The sequence below is a fragment of the Bradyrhizobium sp. sGM-13 genome, from assembly GCF_018398875.1.
Lineage (GTDB): Bacteria > Pseudomonadota > Alphaproteobacteria > Rhizobiales > Xanthobacteraceae > Bradyrhizobium.
The window spans coordinates 158,805-178,192 of sequence record NZ_JAGWDK010000011.1 but is presented as its reverse complement, the minus strand read 5'-3'; the positions used below and the strand labels follow the sequence as shown (position 1 = coordinate 178,192).

19 protein-coding genes are annotated in these 19,388 nt (G+C 62.5%); 3 read left to right on the top strand and 16 right to left on the bottom strand.

Annotation, left to right across the window (positions count from 1 at the left end; translation table 11 throughout):
* Window positions 1-8: 8 nt before the first annotated feature.
* Both KJQ96_RS18950 and KJQ96_RS18945 read right to left on the bottom strand, forming a co-directional pair.
* Window positions 9-563 carry a sugar O-acetyltransferase gene (locus KJQ96_RS18950; protein WP_213288072.1) on the bottom strand — a complete coding sequence of 185 codons (555 nt, stop codon included), beginning with the start codon at window positions 561-563 and terminating at the stop codon, window positions 9-11.
* Window positions 560-1,543 (bottom strand): bifunctional riboflavin kinase/FAD synthetase, encoded by a 984-nt coding sequence (locus KJQ96_RS18945; protein ID WP_213288071.1) that lies wholly within the window; start codon window positions 1,541-1,543, stop codon window positions 560-562. Before KJQ96_RS18945 ends, KJQ96_RS18950 begins: the two co-directional genes overlap by 4 nt.
* Window positions 1,544-2,636: 1,093 nt before the next feature.
* On the opposite strand from KJQ96_RS18945, the gene KJQ96_RS18940 reads away from it, so the two are divergent.
* Entirely contained in the window at window positions 2,637-2,870 is a 234-nt protein-coding gene (locus KJQ96_RS18940) for a hypothetical protein (RefSeq protein WP_213288070.1), read from the top strand.
* Between the two features lie 189 nt (window positions 2,871-3,059).
* Here KJQ96_RS18940 and KJQ96_RS18935 read toward each other — a convergent pair whose 3' ends face one another.
* Both KJQ96_RS18935 and KJQ96_RS18930 read right to left on the bottom strand, forming a co-directional pair.
* On the bottom strand, window positions 3,060-4,553 hold the full coding sequence (locus KJQ96_RS18935) for a glucose/sorbosone dehydrogenase-like protein (protein ID WP_213288069.1): 1,494 nt from the start codon (window positions 4,551-4,553) through the stop codon (window positions 3,060-3,062).
* Window positions 4,554-5,757: 1,204 nt separating this feature from the next.
* Window positions 5,758-5,979: a hypothetical protein gene (locus tag KJQ96_RS18930; RefSeq protein WP_213288068.1), complete on the bottom strand. Its 222-nt coding sequence runs from the start codon at window positions 5,977-5,979 to the stop codon at window positions 5,758-5,760.
* Between the two features lie 332 nt (window positions 5,980-6,311).
* Between KJQ96_RS18930 and KJQ96_RS18925 the strand changes: the two genes are divergently transcribed.
* On the top strand, window positions 6,312-6,707 hold the full coding sequence (locus tag KJQ96_RS18925; RefSeq protein WP_028350718.1) for a response regulator: 396 nt from the start codon (window positions 6,312-6,314) through the stop codon (window positions 6,705-6,707).
* A gap of 167 nt (window positions 6,708-6,874) precedes the next feature.
* On the opposite strand, the gene KJQ96_RS18920 is transcribed toward KJQ96_RS18925, so the two are convergent.
* From KJQ96_RS18920 to uvrC, 9 genes are all read right to left on the bottom strand, one after another.
* The gene (locus KJQ96_RS18920; protein WP_213288067.1) at window positions 6,875-7,729 is read right to left on the bottom strand and encodes a TIGR01459 family HAD-type hydrolase; all 855 of its coding nucleotides are present in this window, start codon (window positions 7,727-7,729) and stop codon (window positions 6,875-6,877) included.
* 15 nt (window positions 7,730-7,744) lie between these two features.
* Window positions 7,745-9,205: an EAL domain-containing protein gene (locus tag KJQ96_RS18915; protein ID WP_213288066.1), complete on the bottom strand. Its 1,461-nt coding sequence runs from the start codon at window positions 9,203-9,205 to the stop codon at window positions 7,745-7,747.
* Window positions 9,206-9,394: 189 nt separating this feature from the next.
* Window positions 9,395-9,991, bottom strand: coding sequence for a phage holin family protein (locus KJQ96_RS18910; RefSeq protein WP_213288065.1), 597 nt, complete (start codon window positions 9,989-9,991; stop codon window positions 9,395-9,397).
* Window positions 9,992-10,094: 103 nt separating this feature from the next.
* Window positions 10,095-11,441: an aspartate aminotransferase family protein gene (locus tag KJQ96_RS18905; RefSeq protein ID WP_213288064.1), complete on the bottom strand. Its 1,347-nt coding sequence runs from the start codon at window positions 11,439-11,441 to the stop codon at window positions 10,095-10,097.
* 108 nt (window positions 11,442-11,549) lie between these two features.
* The gene (gene prmB, locus KJQ96_RS18900) at window positions 11,550-12,515 is read right to left on the bottom strand and encodes a 50S ribosomal protein L3 N(5)-glutamine methyltransferase (protein ID WP_213288063.1); all 966 of its coding nucleotides are present in this window, start codon (window positions 12,513-12,515) and stop codon (window positions 11,550-11,552) included.
* Complete coding sequence (locus KJQ96_RS18895; RefSeq protein ID WP_213288062.1) at window positions 12,515-12,982, bottom strand: molybdenum cofactor biosynthesis protein MoaE; 468 nt, start codon at window positions 12,980-12,982, stop codon at window positions 12,515-12,517. Before KJQ96_RS18895 ends, prmB begins: the two co-directional genes overlap by 1 nt.
* A gap of 6 nt (window positions 12,983-12,988) precedes the next feature.
* On the bottom strand, window positions 12,989-13,240 hold the full coding sequence (gene moaD, locus KJQ96_RS18890; protein ID WP_028350725.1) for a molybdopterin converting factor subunit 1: 252 nt from the start codon (window positions 13,238-13,240) through the stop codon (window positions 12,989-12,991).
* The gene (pgsA, locus tag KJQ96_RS18885) at window positions 13,237-13,851 is read right to left on the bottom strand and encodes a CDP-diacylglycerol--glycerol-3-phosphate 3-phosphatidyltransferase (protein WP_028350726.1); all 615 of its coding nucleotides are present in this window, start codon (window positions 13,849-13,851) and stop codon (window positions 13,237-13,239) included. The genes moaD and pgsA overlap by 4 nt, the downstream gene beginning before the upstream one ends.
* 102 nt (window positions 13,852-13,953) lie before the next feature.
* Entirely contained in the window at window positions 13,954-16,020 is a 2,067-nt protein-coding gene (gene uvrC / locus KJQ96_RS18880; RefSeq protein WP_213288061.1) for an excinuclease ABC subunit UvrC, read from the bottom strand.
* 221 nt (window positions 16,021-16,241) lie between these two features.
* Here uvrC and KJQ96_RS18875 point away from each other — a divergent pair, with 221 nt between their 5' ends.
* The gene (locus KJQ96_RS18875; RefSeq protein ID WP_213288060.1) at window positions 16,242-16,868 is read left to right on the top strand and encodes an outer membrane protein; all 627 of its coding nucleotides are present in this window, start codon (window positions 16,242-16,244) and stop codon (window positions 16,866-16,868) included.
* Window positions 16,869-17,033: 165 nt separating this feature from the next.
* On the opposite strand, the gene KJQ96_RS18870 is transcribed toward KJQ96_RS18875, so the two are convergent.
* The 3 genes from KJQ96_RS18870 to KJQ96_RS18860 all read right to left on the bottom strand — a co-directional run bounded on the left by KJQ96_RS18870 (window position 17,034) and on the right by KJQ96_RS18860 (window position 19,338).
* Window positions 17,034-17,249, bottom strand: coding sequence for a cold-shock protein (locus KJQ96_RS18870; protein ID WP_028350729.1), 216 nt, complete (start codon window positions 17,247-17,249; stop codon window positions 17,034-17,036).
* Window positions 17,250-17,511: 262 nt separating this feature from the next.
* Window positions 17,512-18,372 (bottom strand): 23S rRNA (adenine(2030)-N(6))-methyltransferase RlmJ, encoded by an 861-nt coding sequence (locus tag KJQ96_RS18865; protein ID WP_213288059.1) that lies wholly within the window; start codon window positions 18,370-18,372, stop codon window positions 17,512-17,514.
* Window positions 18,373-18,657: 285 nt separating this feature from the next.
* Window positions 18,658-19,338, bottom strand: a complete 681-nt coding sequence (locus KJQ96_RS18860) for a ribonuclease T2 (RefSeq protein WP_213288058.1) — start codon at window positions 19,336-19,338, stop codon at window positions 18,658-18,660.
* Between the last annotated feature and the right edge of the window lie 50 nt (window positions 19,339-19,388).

The following is a 19,388-nucleotide window of genomic DNA, read 5'->3' as shown; positions in this document are numbered from 1 at the left end:
GCGGACGGTCAGCCCTGCCGCGATCGGGCCGGGTTTCCCGCGACGATGACGCCCGGGCCGACGTCCCGCGTGACCACGCTGCCGGCGCCAATCACCGCGCCATCGCCGATTGTGACGCCGGGGAGGATGATGGCGCCGCCGCCGATCCAGACGTCGCTGCCGATCCGCACCGGGCGGCCGAATTCGAGGCCGGTTCGCCGCGTCTCGTGGTCGCGCGGGTGATCGGCGGCGTAGATTTGCGTCGCGGGTCCGATCTGGGTGCGGTCGCCGATCGTGACTTCGACCACGTCGAGTATGACGCAATTGAAGTTGAGAAACACCTCATCGCCGAGCCGGATATTGTAGCCATAGTCGCAAAAGAACGGCGGACGGATCACGGCGCCGATGCCGACACGGCCGAGATGGGCCGATAGCAGCGCATGCCGCTCGGACACAGGCGCAGCCAGCGCCGCATTGTAGCGCGCGAGCCAGGCTTTGTTGGCGGCGGCATCCGCCTGCAGTTCGGGATCGCCAGGGCGATAGAGCTCGCCGGCCAGCATCTTTTCTTTTTCGGTCTTACTCAATCGATCACTCCGAGCTTCGGAAACGCATCGGGGGCTGCGGCCAGCCGCGCGCGGGCGCGCGCGCTGTCATCGTTCATCTGCCGGATCAACGCGTCGATCGAGTCGAATTTAAGTTCGTCGCGGATGAAGCCGATGAAGGCGACATCGAGCACCGCCCCATAGAGGTCGCCCTTGAAATCGAACAGGAACACCTCCAACAGCGGTGCGCCGTTGTCGAAAGTCGGGCGGCGGCCGAAGCTCGCGACGGCGTCGAAGCGCTCATGATCCTTTCCTTGCCCGCGGCCGACCCGCACCGCATAGATGCCGTGCTTGAGGCTGCAATTCTTGTCGAGGCGGATGTTGGCGGTGGGGTACCCGAGGTCCCGGCCGCGCTTCTCGCCATGGATCACCGCGCCGCTGACGAACCACGGCCCGCCCAGCATGGCGGTGGCTTCGTCGATCTGGCCCTCCGCCAGCGCCATGCGGATCGCGCTGGAGGACACCGGCCGCTCGTCGATATCGACATGGGCCTGGACGTCGACCTCGATGCCGAGCCGCGGCCCCTCGCTGACCAACAAGCTCGGCGAGCCGGCCCGGCCCTTGCCGAAATGAAAGTCGTAGCCCACGGCAATGCCGCTGACGCCGAGCCGCCCGATCAGGTCATGGTGAATGAAGTCTTGCGCCGAGGTTCCGGCGCGGGTCTTGTCGAAGGTCATCACGACCGCGCCATCAAGCCCCGTTCCGGCCAGCAGCCGCAGCTTGTTGGTCTCGTCGGAGAGCCGGAACTGGGGGCTGTTCGGGCTGAAAAAGCTGCGCGGATGCGGCTCGAAAGTGACGGCAAAGGCCGGCTTGCCGTGGGCGCGGCCCATCCGCAAGGCCGCGTCGATCACGGCCCGGTGGCCCAGATGGACGCCGTCGAAATTGCCCATCGCGACCACCGCCCCGCGGGGGATGTCGGCGGCAGGGGTGGCGTCTCGGATAACGGTAAAAGCAGTTGTCATTTCAGGGATTCTTGGTCTCGGTGAAGGCGGCCGGACGGTGACGCGGCGCCGCCATCGAAGTCAAGCCGGGCGGGGCGGATCAAAACGGATGCAATCCGGCGTCAATTCCAACAAAAATGGGCGGCGCTATGCCGCCCGTTCATCAATTCTTACGCGGATTGTCCTTAGTGACGCGTCGGCGGTTTCTCTTCCATCACCTGACTGATATCCGGCTCGTCATCGGAATTGCATTTTCAAGGCATACCACACCGTAGATGCAGCCGATTTCTTGATCCCAAGCTTTTGTCAGGCTGATTTTCGCACACCCACCCGATGCTGTGACAGATTGGGCAATTAGGGTTTGTCATTAGGCGACGACCCAGGCTGCGCCTCGCTTTCTAATTGACGGTGCCGTTCGATCTGCTTTCGGAAGCTCACCGGTAACTCTCGATCTTCTTTGAATGACGCGCGTAGTCCTTCACCGATCTTTTTGGTGATCGCGCGACTATGGGAGGAGTCGATGTCAACAGGCTTTCGCATAACATCTCTCCCAGGGAAAACCGACACCAATGTCGGGTCGCCGACTTAAGCCATGGCCAGGATTTTCGTTCCTCGATTCTGAATATTTGTTCAGATTGTGTGGAGCCGGGAACTGGAGGCAAGCTGGGGCCGGAACCTTTGCCGCGATAGAACTTTTGGATAGTCGAGTGCATCGCCGCCGAGGCATTCACCGACCTGAGCGGCCCTTAGCCATCGCCCCCCGGCTGGGGCCGTTCTTTTGTTTTATTCAAGCGGCTGCAACCCTTGATGATGCCCGCAAAAACCCGCGACTTCAGCGGGGCGGGCCACTCGCATTCCAGACACTGGAACGTGCGTGGAGACATGCTACTCGGTTGAAGTTCAAGCGTCATCGAGCGTTGGCAAGTCGGGCAAATCGACCGATATCGCGCTTCAGGCATGCGTTTTCCCTAGGCGCGATGCGAATGTCATTAGGATAATCGCGAAGTTCCAACCGCTCGGTGCAATTAAAGGCGATTGAACGATTTAATATAGTTAATTCTGAAAACTAAATGCGGTATAATATTGCATCCATAACCTGTCGGAGGCAATCACCATGAACGATCGTGAGGTACGAGAGATCGAAGACCGCCGTAATTTCCTAAAGGCGGCTGGTCGGTTTGCGGCTGTAACGCCCCCAGCAATAACGCTGCTGCTATCAACCTCTCTAACCTCTGATGCGATTGCTCATTCTGGGGCAGGTGGCCATGGCGGGCCGAGGGGTAATAATGGAAAAGGCAATGGCGGCGGCGACGGCAGCCCGAACGGCAAGGACGACAAGTACCGTTGATGAAAGGTCCGCGGACATCGGGCCGATGTATCGCAACGTGCTTTGGACCAAACGTTAGCAGAAACCGAAGAGAGGCCCGAATCCCTCTTTAAGAGCAACTAAGGCCGCCTCTTTGGCGGCCTTAGTTCTTTGCAACCAGCGCTGCGCCGTCACGCCGCAGAAGTGACGGCAGCCGGAAACCCAGGCACTTCACGCCAATAGCAGTCCATCATGATGTCCATCGTGCTGACCGGGAGCGAGGATCCAGACCTTTCCAGTTCCGGGTTCTGCCAGCTCGAGACCCGGCTCGAACACCCCGAAGTCCACGATGAACATCGTGTCCTCCTGGAATTTGACGTCGATCGGTTTGTTGAACCCCTCGGGATCAAAGATATCGTCGGCCGTATTGCTGGTGTGAACGATAAAGTCGCTCACCGCGCCGGTGTCCCGATCGACTTGGACCACGCTGTAGCCGACGAACTCCTGTGCCCCCGTCACAGGGACGAACGAACCGGTTTCTGCGACAAACAGGTCTCCGACTTCACCGAATTTGAAATTGTCGCTTGTCGAGAAGTCGAACTTGTTGGCGGATGAATGGAGTTCGAATTGAGCAAGGGCAGGCTCGACCTCTAAGCCGTTCCGGAAATCCTGGTCCAACACGAAACCAGGCGGGTTGATCGGCAGCTCGCCCTGGGCAAACAGCGGATCAGTGACCGGCAGCACGGCGCCGGTGTCGGGATCATGGAAGAAATCCGGCCATCCGAAAAATTCCGGGTCGCCGCCAACATTGATGGTGAACAGATCATCGTAATCATTCGCGATCGGGCGTGACTCCACGACCCGGAGTCCATCCAGTGGAGCCGACCGGATGTCGGCACCATTATTGGTGGCAAACAGCAGGTCAGGGTTGAACGGGTCAAAACCTATGCCGAAAGAGTTGCGGATCCCCCACCCCTCGAGCGTCAGGGTGGAGGCGGGGTCATCCGCCGCGGGATCAAACGAGTACACGGCTCCGTTACCCGCAATCATACCTTCCTGCGGTGTTTGCGGGGTAGCAGCTGGGATGACGGTGCCTGGCGCAATCGGGCCTGAGCCAAACGGCATGAACGGGGCCGTCACCTGATTTTCGGGGTTGAGTCCGGGCACGGAAAGCGGGGCATGAAATTCCGTCCCGTTCAGCACGACATCGTGAGCGGCGAAGTCGTGAAAATCCGGAAATTGCGTCAGCCATCCAGTCACGAGCTCGTTGTCTGGCCCGACAACGCTCGAGTTGGTGGCGGTCCCCTGTGAGAAATACGCGCGACCTGATGTATCGAACGCGATCTCCTCGGCATAGTGATCGCCGGTGGAAGGCAGGTTGGTCAGCACAGTCGTGAAGCTGTCGACCGGATTGGCGGGATCGAATTTGGAGATGGCGCCCACCAGCCAACCGTTGGCGCCGATCTGCCGGTGCGTGAGCCAGACCTCGCCGTCGTGGAAGGTGACGTCGGTAATTGGTCCGGCCAGAATGCCTTCCGGCAGTTGCTCACTCGAGAGCGCTATGATCGCCTCGCCGCGGGGGCCGACCTGCACGATCTGCGGCACGGTGCCGGGCACGGCTCCCGACTCGCTCACCCACACCTGGTCATCTGAAAACGCTATCGCAGTCGGGAACGTCAGACCTGTTGCGAACAGTTGGAGGGAGAAGCCCTCGGGAACGATCACGTTGTCAGCATCCGATCGGGCGGCCTCGGCCCGGCCACCACGCGTTTCCTCGATCTAGTCGAAGGTGAGACCTTCCAATGGCGGCGGTGACGGCAGCCCGAACGGCAAGTACCGCTGATGAAAGGTCCGCGGACATCGGGCCGATCTATCGCAACGTGCTTTGGACCAAACGTTAGCAGGAACCGAAGAGAGGGCCGAAGCCCTCTTTAAAAAGAGTATCGACGTCGCCCGACGATGCTTGGCAAGACGGCTTCTTGTGAGCCGGACATCACTCTCAACCCGTTGGCGGCTTTTTCGCGGACATGCTTCTTAGTCGAGGCCCGCAGAGGTCTACACGCGCGGAATTGCCAGGCTCGGCCAAAATATCTCCAAAGGAGATACGCCAGACCGTGTTCGGATAGCTGCCGCTGCACACCAAATGGGTCGAATTGGATGCGTAATTGGCGCAGCGTCTTAGACACTGCTTAGCAAGCGCAGCTTGACGATCAGGGCAGCTCAGGCCAGTTCTTTTGTCTTCGGCCCTGCCAGCATCGTCCTCGAAAACGCAATTCCGCAATTGCGCACTTCGCGTCAACGCGTTCACGCATTGATTGGTCGCCTCGGCGACTTGTGCTTTGGTTGGATTTATCAATGGGCAATGCCGGGGGATCTGACGTGGGGCCACGTAAGTACGCGCTGGGCGCAGCGAGCGAGCAAGCACCGCGCGCTTTCGGGGCTCGCGCGCAGGGTCAGAGGCCCCCGAGATCGGCCTTCTTGTACCCTCGTCGCAGGCGATCGGAATGCATCTGGTCCACGGCGGACCCGTGGTCACGCACCGATCGGCCTCTGGCGCGCAGCCGGCGGGGCAACAGGTTTGCGCGAACGAGGGCGATCCTATCAGCGCATTTGCCAAAACTAGGGTTGCCAGTTTGAGATATCGCATTGCCGTCCTGCCGCTCCGCTTGCGCGGCTTGTGCGGTTGAGGTCGGTCCCCGAATGGTTGCGGACAAAGAGACGGGGACTGCGGCGGGTGTTAGCCACCGGACCGATGCAAAAACGGACCCGCGGATTCAGCTAGCAGGCTCGCCAATTGGGCAAGGGCAGGCGGGGACTGCTTCTCGGGCGGCAGAGAATGGACCGCCAGTCCAGCACCAGCGGCAAGTATCGCAAGTGCAGCAAGATATCTGATCCTCATGGCGATGGTTCCTCCATCGGCCCCAGCAGACTAACCGGATACTCTCTGAAATGGTTCCAGAGCGCATCCATCGCGAGGGTCACGCCGCTGCTTATCGAATGCCTTCCAGAACAACGGCAGTTTATTGGCATCACCACGCGATATGTCGGCCGCCCGCAGCTTGCCCCAGCTTGGCAACACGTAGCGCTTGATCAGTTTGTCGGCCGCTTTCCATGACTTGTTTTTCTTCTCGCCATAGAAGAGATCGTTCATTTTACTCGAGGTTTATTGGCAGCGGCAGCGCCCGCTGACCTTACCAGTTGCAGCATCTGGATGTCCTCCCCGGACAATTGATCGGGGCGATTTGCCCCTTAATGGGGCTTAACCATCCCTAACGGCTCCGCTATTAACAATGCCAGAAACCGTTGCGAGACGGGCGCTTTTGCGATTTTTTCAAGCCCACCCTACCCCACACCTTAACGATGACAAACACCCGCTCGTCTTTAACGGGCTGTTTAACGGCTGATGCTACAGGTGGGGGGAGGACTGCGGGTCCCGCAGGCCTGTCGATTTTTTGTGGCGTAAAGCGTCGAGTGGGGGGAAAGATGGCGGTTGATTTGTCCATGCCGGTTCTGGTGGTTGATGACTACAGCACCATGATCCGCATCATCCGAAATCTTTTGAAGCAGCTCGGCTTCGATAACATCGACGACGCCAGCGACGGCTCGGCCGCACTGAACAAGATGCGCAGCAAAAAGTATGGGCTGGTGATCTCGGACTGGAACATGGAGCCGATGACCGGCTACGACCTGCTCAAGGAAGTCCGCGCCGACCCTAATCTCGCCACCACCCCCTTCATCATGATCACGGCGGAATCCAAGACCGAGAACGTGATTGCCGCCAAGAAGGCCGGCGTGAACAACTACATCGTCAAGCCGTTCAACGCGGCGACGCTTAAGACCAAGATCGAGGCGGTCTTCCCGGACATGGCGACGGCGTAAGGCGCCTGGTCTCCAGCTCGCTCCAATTCTCGTGATGCCCGGCCCAATCCCGGGCATGCTGCGCTCTCATGAACCCTACCAGGTCTTGCGTTTTCGGATGATGTAAGGCCCACTCCTACTTTGCATGGGGTCGTTTTCGCAATTTTGAGCCCGGTGCAGCGATGCACCTACCACCGCAGCTCCCGCATCAGCGCGCGGGGTGGATGTCCGAATAGCTCCTTCACCGAGGCCGGATCGAGCTGGTCGATGCCCTCGAATTCTTCCGAATGGATGCCACGGGTAAGGAAAAGACAATCGATTCCGAAGCCGTGCGCGCCGGTAAGATCGGTCCGCACCGAATCCCCGATGGCTAGCACGCGGTTGAGCGGTGCCGAATGGCCGCGGCGCTCGGCGGCGAGCGCCATCGCGCGCTCGTAGATCGGCCGGTGCGGCTTGCCGTAGAAGATCGCCTCGCCGCCGAGCTCGCGGTAAAGCTCGGCGATCGCGCCCGCGCAATAGATCAACCGGTCGCCGCGTTCGACGACGATGTCGGGATTGGCGCAAATCAGCGGCAGCTTGTGCTCGCGCGCCTGCAGCAGCATCGCGCGATAGTCTTCCGCCGATTCGGTTTCGTCGTCGAACAGGCCGGTGCAGATGATGTAGTCAGCCTGCTCCAGCGGCCCCAGCACGGCGTCGAGCCCGCGGTGGATCGAAGAATCACGTTCCGGACCGACCCAGAATATCTTCTTGCCGGGGTGATCGGCGACGAAGTGCCGGGTCAGGTCGCCGGAAGAGACAATGGCGTCGTAGGTTTCGTCGGCGACGCCGAGCTTGCGTAGTTGCCGCTGCACGGAATCGGCGGGCCGCGGCGCGTTGGTGATCAGGATGACGGTGCCGCCACGCTGGCGATAGGTGTGCAGCGCCTCGCAGGCCTCGGGGAAGGACTCCAGCCCGTTGTGCACCACGCCCCAGATGTCGGACAGGATGACCTCGACGCCGTCCACGAGGTCGCGTAGCCGCTCGACGAAGCGCAATGAGGTCATGATGCCGGAAGCCTGTTAGCCCGGTCCCGCGGCACGGCGCGCCAACGCGGCATTGCCGGTCGCGCGCATCGGGGGCTCCGCGGCCTGGCTGGCCGTGGGGACGGGGTTGCTGGGGCCATTGGGGCTGCCGGATTCCTTGTTCGCTGTCGCCCCGCCGGTAGCAGATGCTCCCTCGGGCCGCAACGGCCGCGGCGGTGCAAACAGAAAGCCCTGTCCAAACCGCACGTCGTAGTCGAGCAGGTCCACCACCGCGCGCTCGCCCTCGATCTTCTCGGCGATCAGGTCGATGCCGAAGCGACCGAGCAGGTCGGAAAGATCGGAAGGGTGGATGTCCGAGGTCGAGCTCTGCTTGGGATCGAGCAGCAATGCCGCGGGCACCTTGATGAAACGGACGCCGCGATCGGCGAGGTCGCGCGGCTCGATCCGCAAGTCCGTGACATGGTCGATCGAGAAGCGGTAACCACGCTGCGACAGAGCGGCGAGATTCTCGACTTCGGTCGGACGGAGCTGGCGGAACGTCGCCTGCTTGAATTCGAGCACGAAGGAGGGCGCCAGTGCCCGATTGGCCTCCAGGAAGTCGAGGCATTGCGCGAAATTGGCGGCATTGCCGAGCGTCCCCGCAGAAACGTTGCAGAACACGCCGACATCCTTGTTGCGCACCATCAGGCGGCGCAACACCTGGATACAGCGCAACATCACCATGTGATCGATTTTGCCGATCAGCCCGCCGGCTTCGGCGGTGGGGATGAAATCATCGGCGGCGAGGATCTGATCCCTGTCGTCGCGCAGCCGCGTCACCGCCTCGTAGAAGCGCACCTTGCGCTGCGGCAGCGTCACCATCGGCTGCAGGTAGATGTCGAGCCGGTTTTCCTCTACGGCGTTTTTCACCGCGGCAAGCAGTTGCGGTTGGTTGCGCGAGGGCGGAGCTGATTCCGCGGCAATTGCAGCCGCTGCCGGCCTTGCGGCAGCAGCCGGTGCAGGCCTGGCGACGATCGGCGCGGCTTGCTCCGCGGCGACCGCCGGTTCGCTCGGGGGCTCCGGATCCGGCCGGCTTGCGGTTGCCGCCGCACCTTGGGCCAATAGATCCTCATGGCCCGCCACCGAGACCGCCAGTTGCTTGACCAGGACGCCGAGCTCGTTGATTTCGCCGACCACCGCCTGGATGCGGTCGGAGCTTGCGGAGTTCGCCGACACCAGGCGGCTCTCGACGGCGGCTAGCCGGCGGCCGAATTCGGCGACCTGACGGGCGAGGTCGGCGGTGCCACGGGAAAGATCGGCGATCTGACCGCCGACGTCTGAGCGGTCGCGCAGCCGCATCGATACGGCGTTGTAAAGGATCAGGAAGGTCAGCGCGGTTAGCGCCACGATCGCGGATTCGGTGCCGTTGAAGCCCGCCACGGTATGCAGGACGAGGCCGAGGGAGGCCGCAACCAGCACCATGCAGATGGCGATGAAAATCGTCGAAATGCGAATCATGTCGCGCGCTACGCCTTCAGGTCCGAACTGTGCTCCCCCGGGAAAACACGGAAGTTTCAGGCATCGTCTGACTTGCGCATTCCCCAGCGGCGCAACCTTAGCATCAATGTTGATTCGCAGAGCTAGTGTTCTTTGAACACGGTCGGAACCTGCGATCAAAGCGGTGCAATAGCCAGCGCCGTTGCGCCGTCAAACGTCCGACTGCCGCGCATGCCATCGCCGTCGCGTCGCCGCCAGGCCCAGTAATGTCGCCATCAGGATAAGACCGGCCTGCAGATGCCTGGTGTCCCTTCCTGGGGATCGGCGCCGAGCACGGCTGCGCGTGGGAGCTGCCGAGGGCGCCTGCAACATTGACCTGGCCAAAGTTGACTTGGCGGTGTCCCGCGTCGCTTCGATCTGGTCCGGTTCAAGCGGACTGGCCTTGATCGCCACGCGCAGGCGGCTTGTAAGCGAAGGAAACTGCGGCGGCCTTTGTCTGAGCTTGGCGGCGGCGAGCCCGGCGCAAATCGCGGCGATTATCGCGAGCAATGCGCCGATCGCGCCGAAGGCCCAAAACGGCCCGTAATGGATCTCGATCCAGCGAAACAGCGCGGTCATGCCGACCAGGCAGGCGGCGATCAGGAAAATGCCCGCTGCTGCGAACAGGCCTGTGGCGATGGCATAGGAAGTCATCGTTCCGGTCGCCTGATGGGTCCGGTCGCGCAAATACGACCGCGTCGCCAGCTTGACTTGATTCAGCTTCAGTCCGATCGCGGCGCGCAGCAAGCCGCTCGAAGGCGCGAGCATTTCCGCAACCCTCCGTTTGGCGGAGGCAGGATCGCCTCCGCCAAACGTAATGAACGCGGGGTCGTTTCGAATGTTCCTGCCCGGTCAGAGCCGATGCTGGCGCTTACGCCGTCGCTCGGATCACCTTGGCGACCCTGTCCACAATCTCGCCGATCTGGTCTTCGCTGATGATCAGGGGCGGCGTCAGCGCGAGCGTATCGCCGGCCACCCGCAGCATCAGATCATGGTCGTGGAAGGCGCTGTTGAGCCCGGCGAAGCCGCGCTTGCCCGGCGCATCCGCAACCGGTGCGAGATCGATGCCGGCGGTCAAACCGATGGTGCGGATATCCACGACGCCCGGCTCGTTGCGCAACGACATCACGGCGTCGGCGAATTTCGGCTCGAGTTCACGCGCGCGCTCGAACAGCTTCTCGTCACGGTAGATGTCGAGGGTGGCAAGAGCCGCGGCGCAGGCCAGCGGGTGCGCGGAATAGGTGTAGCCATGGGTCAGCTCGACCACATGTTCTGGGCCGCTCATAAAAGCATCATGGATGGTATCGCGCACCAGCACGCCGCCCATCGGCGCCGCGCCATTGGTGACGCCCTTGGCGAAGGTCAGCATGTCAGGCACCACGCCGTAGCGTTCGGCGGCAAAGGCGAAGCCGAGCCGGCCATAGCCGGTGATGACCTCGTCGAAGATCAGCAAGATGCCGTGCTTCTGGGTGATCTCGCGCAGCCGCTTGAGATAGCCCTTCGGTGCGGGCAGCACGCCGGTCGATCCGGCCATCGGCTCGACAATCACGGCAGCGATGGTGTTGGCGCCGTGCAGGTTCACGAGCCGTTCGAGCTCGTCGGCGAAATGCGCGCCATATTCCGGCTCGCCCTTGCTGAACGCCTGCTTCTCGCGGTCATAGGTGGCCGGCAGATGGTCGACGCCGGTGAGCAGCGAGCCGAACAGTTTTCGGTTGCCGACGATGCCGCCGACGGCGGTGCCGCCAAAGCCGACGCCGTGATAGCCGCGCTCGCGGCCGATCAGGCGGATGCGGCTGCCCTGGCTGTTGATCTGGTGATAGGCTAGCGCGATCTTGAGCGCGGTGTCGGCCGCTTCCGAGCCGGAGTTGCAGAAGAATACATGGTCGAGCCCATCAGGCGCCAGCTCGGCGATGCGGCTTGCAAGTTCGAAGGCCTGCGGAATGCCGAACTGGAACGGCGGCGCGTAGTCCAGCGCCTCGGCCTGTTTGGCAATCGCCGACGAAATCTCGGTGCGGCCGTGTCCGGCATTGGTGCACCACATACCCGAGGCACCGTCGATGATCTTGCGGCCGTCGACGGTGAAGTAATACATGTCTTTCGCGCCGGCGAGCAGCCGCGGGTTCTTCTTGAACGCCCGGTTCGCGGTGAACGGCATCCAGTGCGCGGCGAGATCGTTCGGAACATTGACGGGAGTGGGGCGGGGGCTCTTGTCCAGCATGGAAGGCGCCTCTCTTCAGCTTGAACGTCGGATTTGCCACAAGGTATCAGTTTCGTCGCGACACGGGAACGCCGCCACGACGTGATATTTTTCGCGCAATCGGACCGTTCAGAGATCCGCAGCCGCGATCCAGAATACTTCGCCCTCGGATTCCTCGGTATCGAGCCAGAGCAGCGGCAGTTGCGGATAGGCGGCTTCCAGTTGCGGGCGGCAGCGGCCGATCTCGCATAATAGCCCGCCCTGTGGCGTCAGGTGCGCGGCCGCCTCGTCGAGGATGCGCCTGACAATGTCGAGCCCATCGGAGCCGCCATCGAAGGCAAGTTTCGGTTCGGCACGGCATTCGCGCGGCAGGCCGGCCATTCCTTCCGCGTCGACATAGGGCGGATTGGAAATGATGAGGTCGTAGCGCTTGTCCCCCAGCGGCTTGAACAGATCGCCGCGGTACAGCGTCAGCCTGTCCTGAAGCCCGTAATCGCCGACATTGCGCGCGGCGACTTCGAGCGCATCCTTGGAGATATCCACGGCGTCGATCGCCGCATTCGGAAAATTCCGGCTGGCCAGGATGGCAAGACAGCCCGAGCCGGTGCAGAGATCGAGCACGCTTTCCACCGTGTCAGGATCCGAGATCAGCGAGCCCGCCTCGTCATCGCCATCGCGGCCGAAGTGCTGGTCCAGCAATTCGCCGATGAAGGAACGCGGCACGATGGTGCGCTCGTCGACGTAAAAGGGCAGGCCGCGCATGTAGATTTTGTTGACGAGATAGGCGGCGGGCTTTCGCGTGGTGACGCGGCGCGCGATCAGGTCGAGGATCTCCTTGCCTTCGGCGGCGGTGACGCGCGCGGTCGCGAACGTCTCGAACTGGTCGGGGTGCAGGTGCAGCGCTTCGCAGACCAGGAATGCTGCTTCGGCAAGCGGATCGGTGGTGCCGTGCGCAAATACCAGTTTGGCCTCGACGAAGCGGCTGACGGCATAGCGGGCGAAGTCGAGCAGCGTCAGCAATTCTCCCGCGCCGACCTTGGGAAGTTTTGGTGTGGTCTGGCCGCGCTTCGCCGCCGGCTTGGTGCGCTTGGCCATCAGGACTTGGTCCAGCGTGCGGCGGCAGCGTCGTCATGATCGCGGGCTTCGATCCAGCTTGTGCCTTTTTCGCTTTCCTCGCGCTTCCAGAACGGCGCGTTGGTCTTCAGAAAATCCATCAGGAATTCCGCCGCTTCAAAGGCCGCCTGGCGATGCGGTGAGGCGGTTACCACGAGCACGATGTTCTCGCCCGGCGCGATGCGGCCGAACCGGTGAATGATGGTGAGGCCCTGCAACGGCCAGCGCGACAGCGCCTCGTCGGCGTGGCGCCCGATCTCGGCCTCGGCCATGCCGGGATAATGCTCGAGCGTCAGGGCTGCGATCGGCTCGCCGTTCTCGCTGCCGCGGCAGATGCCGCTGAAGGTGACGACCGCGCCGATATCGGTGCGGCCTCCGGTAAGCGCCGCGATCTCCTGCGCAGCGTCGAAATCCGCTTCCTGGATGCGAATGGTCGCGGTGACGGACATAGTAAGTCAGCCGCCGGTCATCGGCGGGAAAAACGCAATCTCGCGTGCGCCTGATATCACGGCATCGGGCTTGACATGGGCCTGGTCGATCGCAGCGCGGATCACCTTCGGCTTCTCGAAGGCATGGGCGTAAGTCTCGCCACGGCTGGAAAGCCAGCCGATCAGATCGCTCACCGTGCGCACGTCGGCCGGTGGCTCGACGGTTTCTTCCGCGACGCCGACCCGCTCACGCACCCAGGCGAAATATTTGACCCTCATCCCTCATCCTCCTTGATGAGGTGATGGATGCCGGCGCGGAAATAGTCCCAGCCGGTGTAGATCGTGAAGAGCGCCGACATCCACAACAGCACGATCCCGATCAGGGTGGTCGCAGGCAGGAGCTGCTCGCCCGCTTCGCCCGCGATCAGGAAACCGATCGCGACCAACTGGATCGTGGTCTTCCATTTGGCCAGCTTGGTCACGGGTACGCTGACCCGCAACGCCGCGAGATATTCCCTCAAGCCCGAGACCAGGATTTCGCGGCACAGGATCACGATGGCGGCCCACAGGGTCCAGCCGTGGATGCTGCTATCGGCGGCCAGCATCAAGAGGCAGGACGCTACCAGGAGCTTGTCGGCGATCGGATCGAGCATCCGGCCAAAGGCGGATTGCTGGTCCCAAATTCGCGCATAGTAGCCATCAAGGTAATCAGTCACGGCGGCGGCGAGGAAGACCGCCAGCGCTACCCAGCGCAGCCACAGCGGGCCGTCCTGGATGGATTGGGCGAAAACGCAGCCGACCACCACCGGAATGGCGGCAATACGGGCGTAGGTTAGAATATTCGGCAGGGACAGGGTCTTGGCCTGCCCCCTGGTTGTCGCGATGTTCATCCGTCTTACCAATACCGCTGGAGCGTGAAGGTCAACCGTGCGGATTTAGATCATCTGTCGCAGGCGACGCCCAAATGACAGGCCTCTCGACGCGAAGTCCCCTTAACCCGCCTGTGCATGGAAAAACTCGAAGATCTTGCGGGCGCTTTCGGCGCTAACGCCTGGAACCTTGCCGAGGTCCGCGATCGAGGCCCGCTCGATCTCCTTCAGTGTTCCGAAGTGATGCAGCAAGGCACGTTTGCGTGACGGGCCGATGCCCGGGATCTCCTGCAAGCCCGCTTCCCGGATATCCTTTTTCCGCAGTTTGCGGTGAGAGCCGATCACGAAGCGATGCGCCTCGTCGCGCAGCCGCTGGATGAAATACAGCACGGGATCGCGTGGCTCGAGCTTGATGGCTTCGCGGTCCGGCATGAACAGGGTCTCGCGCCCGGCATCTCGGTCCGGGCCTTTTGCCACGGCCATCAGGGAGACCTGAGTCAATCCCAGACCCTGGAAAATTTCCCTGACGGCGTTGAGCTGCCCACGGCCACCATCAATGATGACGAGGTCGGGCCATTGCGGAAACGAATCGTCGTCGGCCTTGGCCTTGGCCGCGTCGTCCTCCGGCGGCTTCAACAGCCGCTTGAAGCGCCGTTCCAGCACTTCGCGCATCATCGCGTAGTCGTCGCCGGGCGTCAGTCCCTCGGACTTGATGTTGAACTTGCGATACTGGTTTTTGATAAAGCCATCCGGTCCCGCCACGATCATTGCGCCGACCGCGTTGGTGCCCTGGATGTGACTGTTGTCGTAGACCTCGATGCGCTTCGGCACCTGCGGCAGCCCGAGCTTGGCGGCCATCGCTTCCAAGAGCCGGCTCTGCGTCGCGGTATCGGCGAGCTTGCGGCCAAGCGCCTCGCGCGCATTGGTCAGCGCATGCGTGACCAGTTCCTTTTTCTCGCCGCGCTTCGGCACCGAGATTTCGACTTTGTAGCCAGCCTTGACGCACAGGGCGTCGGCCAGCAGCGCGCATTCCTCAATCTCATGCGACAGCAAAATGAGCTTTGGCGGCGGCTTGTCGTCGTAGAATTGCGCGAGGAACGAGGCCAGGACCTCCTGCGGCGTGAACGACTTTTCCGCGCGCGGAAAATAGGCGCGGTTGCCCCAGTTCTGGCCGGTGCGGAAGAAGAACACTTCCACGCAGTAATAGCCGCCTTCCTGATGGATGGCGAACACGTCGGCCTCTTCCACGGTGCGGGGATTGATGCCCTGCTGCGATTGGATCGCCGACAGCGCGGCGAGACGATCGCGATAGAGCGCCGCGGTCTCGAATTCGAGCTCGTTTGATGCCTTCTCCATCTCGGCTGCGAGCAGCTCCTTCACCGCATGGCTGCGGCCGGACAGGAAATCGGTCGCCTCGCGCACCAGCTCGCCATAGCCGGGGAAGTCGATCTCGCGGGTGCAGGGCCCGGAACAGCGGCGGATCTGATACAGCAGGCAGGGCCGCGTGCGGCTTTCGAAAAAGCCGTCGGTGCAGGAGCGGATCAGAAACGCGCGCTGCAGCGCCGTGATAGTCCGGTTGACGGCGCCGGCGGATGCGAACGGCCCGAAATATCGTCCGGGCCTGGTTTGCGCGCCGCGATGTTTGAGGATCTGCGGCGCCCAATGGTCGCCGGTGATCAGGATGTAGGGAAACGATTTGTCGTCGCGTAGCTGCACGTTGAAGCGTGGCCGTAGCTGCTTGATCAGGTTGGCTTCCAGCAGCAGCGCTTCGGTCTCGGTCGTGGTGGAAACGATCTCGACCGTGACGGTCGCCGCGATCATCCGCAGGATGCGCGCCGGCAAGGGCGCGTTGGCGCGGGCATAGGAGGCAAGCCGTTTGCGAACGTTCTTCGCCTTGCCGACGTAGAGCACGTCGTTGGCGGTATTGAGCATGCGGTAGACGCCGGGAGAGGTCGGCGCCAGCCGCACAGCGTTCTCGATGGCCGCGTGGCCGACCGCCAGCGGGCCTTCGGCAATCGCATCAGTGGGTTCCTCGGGCGCTTCCGGCAGGCGCGCCTCGTCGTCCTCCTCGGCAGCGGAAGTTGCGGGATCGACATCGGCGGCGGTCGGGTCCGGTGGCGGCAAATCCGGCTGGGAACCCCGCCGCGCCCTGCTCGGAGGCTTCGAATGGTCGGTAGAATCGTGATCCATGGCCCTAAACTAAGCGCTGCGAGGCGGCATCGCCAGCGCTCGCGGCGCGCGTCGCCGAAGGGGCGCCGGTAACGGATCCTTAAGAATGATGGGCGGCGGGTAACCCCGCTTAACAACCCTTTAACTTAAATCTCTCGATAAATCTTAGCGAAAAAGGTGGGGTTCCGTAACCAGGCCGATCTCCCGCCGGGCTTGGTTGCGGCAGTTGCGTGGGGTGCGTGATGAGCAGGATTGTGTCGGGCGCGCTGGCGCTGGTCGCCGCTGGCTGGACCATGTCGGCGCAGGCAGCAGACTTCTACGGATCGCGCGCGCCCAATACGGTCAACCAGTCGCTGTTCCGTCCCGATAGCTGGGCCGGTCCTTACCTTGGCGTCAACATCGGCTACGCCTGGGGTTCGGTCGCAAACAATCCGGCCAACCCGTCCGGTTTCGTCGGCGGTGTCCAGGCCGGCTATAATTGGCAGAATGGCGGACCGTGGGTGTTCGGTCTCGAAGGCGACATCCAGGCGACCGGCGCCGAAGAAACCTTCGCCCCATGGAAATTTTCCAATCCTTGGTTCGGCACGATTCGCGGCCGCGCCGGCTACGCGTTCAGCAACATGTTATTCTTCGGCACCGGCGGTCTCGCCTTCGGCGAACTGCGCGCCACCACCTTCGGCCTGTCGGAATTTCATACCAATGCGGGCTGGACGCTGGGCGCCGGTGCCGAGATGGCCTTCGCTCCGAACTGGAGCGCCAAGATCGAATATCTCTATGTCGATCTGGCCAACAGCAACTTCGTCATTACAGGCGCGTCGAATGGTTACCGGTTCGGCCTGATACGGGCCGGCGTGAATTATCGCTTCTAAGAACAAAGAAACTGTCGGCGACCATCTCCCGGCGGCAGCAAGTCGCCGGGATTTTTTTGCCTTCAGGCCGCAGGCATTGCAAATCTCAACGCTGTGGACGGCGACGCCATGCCCAGCGCAATCTTCGCAGCAAGAATTCAGTCCGCGTTCAACGTGAGCGTCAGCTCACGATGAAATCACCAGGTTGACCGCCTTGGGGCCTTTGCCCTTCTTGTCCGGTTCGACCTCGAACGTAATGCGCTGCCCTTCAGTCAAATCCTTCAATCCGGCCCGCTCGACAGCAGTGATGTGCACGAACACATCGCGGCCGCCGTCATCGGGCTTGATGAAGCCGTAGCCGCGTTCTCCATTGAAGAACTTGACTGTTCCAGTCATGGCCATCGGGAAACTCCTCCCCCGTATTGCTCTGCCGTTACGCGCACCTCGCGTGTCGGCCGACCGGACATTCGCTGCCGGAAGCTTGGCCACCTGAGCCGATCGGATTCACGCCGCCGATCAACCCGGATCTTTGTTCGGCCTTGATCACTCCGCCGCAACCATTCGCGGAAGCGGAACGTAAAGCCAGTCCCAACGGCCTGAGCATAATACGGTTTCGCGTAAATTGCCTACGACGATTCGCACTTTCCACCGGCCGCGCCGAGGCTCACGGCTTGGGCGTCTCCAGCCTGAACCGGCCGGCCCCGCCCTGGCCGAGCGGTTTTTCGAGCTCGGGGAGAATTGTCTTCAACTCACCAGCCAGCGTCCATGGCGGATTGACGATCAGGAGGCCGGTGGAGGCGAGGGGGCCGCCCGGCTCCTGCGGCGCAACGCTGAATTCAAGCCGCAGACATTTCCCGGCCGGCTTGCTGGCCGCGGCAGCGCCTGCGACGAGCCGTGCCAGCGTGTCGGTGGCCCGCCGGCTCTTCACCGGATACCAGATCAGATAGCTGCCGGTCGGCCACTTCGCGTAGGCTTCGGCGAAGCCGCCGGCCAGCCGATCGAACTCGTCCTTTTGTTCGAACGAGGGGTCGATTAGCACCAGGCCGCGCCGCTCGTTGGGAGGCACGAAGGCCGGCAACGCCGTCCAGCCGTCGAGGTCGACCACCCGCGCCTGGCTGTCGCGGCGCAGCGCATCGATCAGTTGCCTGCGGGCATTGGGCTCGATTTCACAGGCGGTGAGGCGGTCCTGCGGCCGCAGCAGGGCGCGGACGATCAGGGGCGATCCGGGATAGGCCTCGAGCCGGCCCGGCGCGTTGAATGCCCTGATGATGTCGAGATAGGGGGTCACCAGCGGCAGCGCGCTTTCCGAGAACCGCGCCTGCACTACCCGCGAGATGCCGGTCAGCCATTCGCCGCCGCGGCGCGCCTCCTCAGCCGTGAGATCATAGCGCCCGGCGCCGGCATGGGTGTCGATGACACGAAACGGGGCCTGCTTTTCCTGCAGATAGGTCAGCATGCGTACCAACACGATGTGCTTGATGACATCGGCAAAGCCGCCGGCGTGAAAGGCGTGTCGGTAGTTCATGGCAATCGGCCGACCAATTGGAGAAGACGTATCGTCTTCTACTCGTCAGGGCCGGGCTTGTCCTCCTTCGCGAAGCGCTTCGGAGGACCAGGGCTGAAAACCCGGCGAAGCCTTGGCGAAGACGGGTCCTCCTTCGCGAACGACGACGCTTTGGTGCAGACAGGTCCCGGCCATCCACGTGTCTTGCAGATGACGATAAGCCGTGGATGACCGGGAACGCAGACAACTTCGAGCAGTCTGCGCAAAAGCGGGCCGCCATGCCCTGGCATGACGGAAAGCGGGTCTTCAGCCGCCCCGTACCGGCGGCATCACCACCTCGTCACGCCGGCAGGCGCGGCGATCGATTTCGTCGCAGGCGCGGAATTGCATGTCCTTGCTCAGACAGACCCGCACCTCGCTCAGGCGCCGGCTCGAGCAGGTCACCGAAATCGCCGAACTGCTCAAGCCCGGGTTGATCTTGATAAAGGCCTCTTCGAGATCGCCGGGGGCGATGGTCTTCTGCTCCGACAATTGCAGGAATTCCTCGGGAATCTTTACCGCCGCACGCGCTTTCCGGGTGGTCTCGAAATAGGCTCGGGCACCAAGGCCCGAACAGGTGCCGTGCTTGTCCCACTCGTTGAAGATCAGGCCGGGCGCCGGCATCAGGTCCAGCATCGAGGTCATGATGTTGCGATCGAGCCGCGGCGAGGGGCGCTGGCAATATTCGGGAAAGCCGCGCTCATATTGCGGCCACAGGCCGTGAACGACGAAGGAATAGGGGCGGCTGCACTGGGTCTGTGAACGCCCGCTATTGCCGCGCTCAGCCGCCGCCTCGCAGAAGGAGGGGGACCAGGAAAGAGCCAGGACATAAAAGTCGAATTCGCCCGGCGCGTTCTGCCGGCGATCCTGTGCGGACGCCGTCCCGGCCAAGACGACAACAAGAGCCAGCGAAATCAGAAGCCGCGAAATAGTGATCGACCGGTGCATCGAACGCCCCCTCTACTCAACTACCGGGAGCCTAGCAGGGAAGTGGAACA

Coding starts and splice junctions, on each gene's coding strand:
- KJQ96_RS18945 (WP_213288071.1), bottom strand. CDS start 1,543: ATGACAACTGCTTTTACCGTTATCCGAGACGCCACCCCTGCCGCCGAC.
- KJQ96_RS18940 (WP_213288070.1), top strand. CDS start 2,637: ATGAACGATCGTGAGGTACGAGAGATCGAAGACCGCCGTAATTTCCTA.
- KJQ96_RS18930 (WP_213288068.1), bottom strand. CDS start 5,979: ATGAACGATCTCTTCTATGGCGAGAAGAAAAACAAGTCATGGAAAGCG.
- KJQ96_RS18925 (WP_028350718.1), top strand. CDS start 6,312: ATGGCGGTTGATTTGTCCATGCCGGTTCTGGTGGTTGATGACTACAGC.
- KJQ96_RS18920 (WP_213288067.1), bottom strand. CDS start 7,729: ATGACCTCATTGCGCTTCGTCGAGCGGCTACGCGACCTCGTGGACGGC.
- KJQ96_RS18915 (WP_213288066.1), bottom strand. CDS start 9,205: ATGATTCGCATTTCGACGATTTTCATCGCCATCTGCATGGTGCTGGTT.
- KJQ96_RS18910 (WP_213288065.1), bottom strand. CDS start 9,991: ATGCTCGCGCCTTCGAGCGGCTTGCTGCGCGCCGCGATCGGACTGAAG.
- KJQ96_RS18905 (WP_213288064.1), bottom strand. CDS start 11,441: ATGCTGGACAAGAGCCCCCGCCCCACTCCCGTCAATGTTCCGAACGAT.
- prmB (WP_213288063.1), bottom strand. CDS start 12,515: ATGGCCAAGCGCACCAAGCCGGCGGCGAAGCGCGGCCAGACCACACCA.
- KJQ96_RS18895 (WP_213288062.1), bottom strand. CDS start 12,982: ATGTCCGTCACCGCGACCATTCGCATCCAGGAAGCGGATTTCGACGCT.
- moaD (WP_028350725.1), bottom strand. CDS start 13,240: ATGAGGGTCAAATATTTCGCCTGGGTGCGTGAGCGGGTCGGCGTCGCG.
- pgsA (WP_028350726.1), bottom strand. CDS start 13,851: ATGAACATCGCGACAACCAGGGGGCAGGCCAAGACCCTGTCCCTGCCG.
- uvrC (WP_213288061.1), bottom strand. CDS start 16,020: ATGGATCACGATTCTACCGACCATTCGAAGCCTCCGAGCAGGGCGCGG.
- KJQ96_RS18875 (WP_213288060.1), top strand. CDS start 16,242: ATGAGCAGGATTGTGTCGGGCGCGCTGGCGCTGGTCGCCGCTGGCTGG.
- KJQ96_RS18870 (WP_028350729.1), bottom strand. CDS start 17,249: ATGGCCATGACTGGAACAGTCAAGTTCTTCAATGGAGAACGCGGCTAC.
- KJQ96_RS18865 (WP_213288059.1), bottom strand. CDS start 18,372: ATGAACTACCGACACGCCTTTCACGCCGGCGGCTTTGCCGATGTCATC.
- KJQ96_RS18860 (WP_213288058.1), bottom strand. CDS start 19,338: ATGCACCGGTCGATCACTATTTCGCGGCTTCTGATTTCGCTGGCTCTT.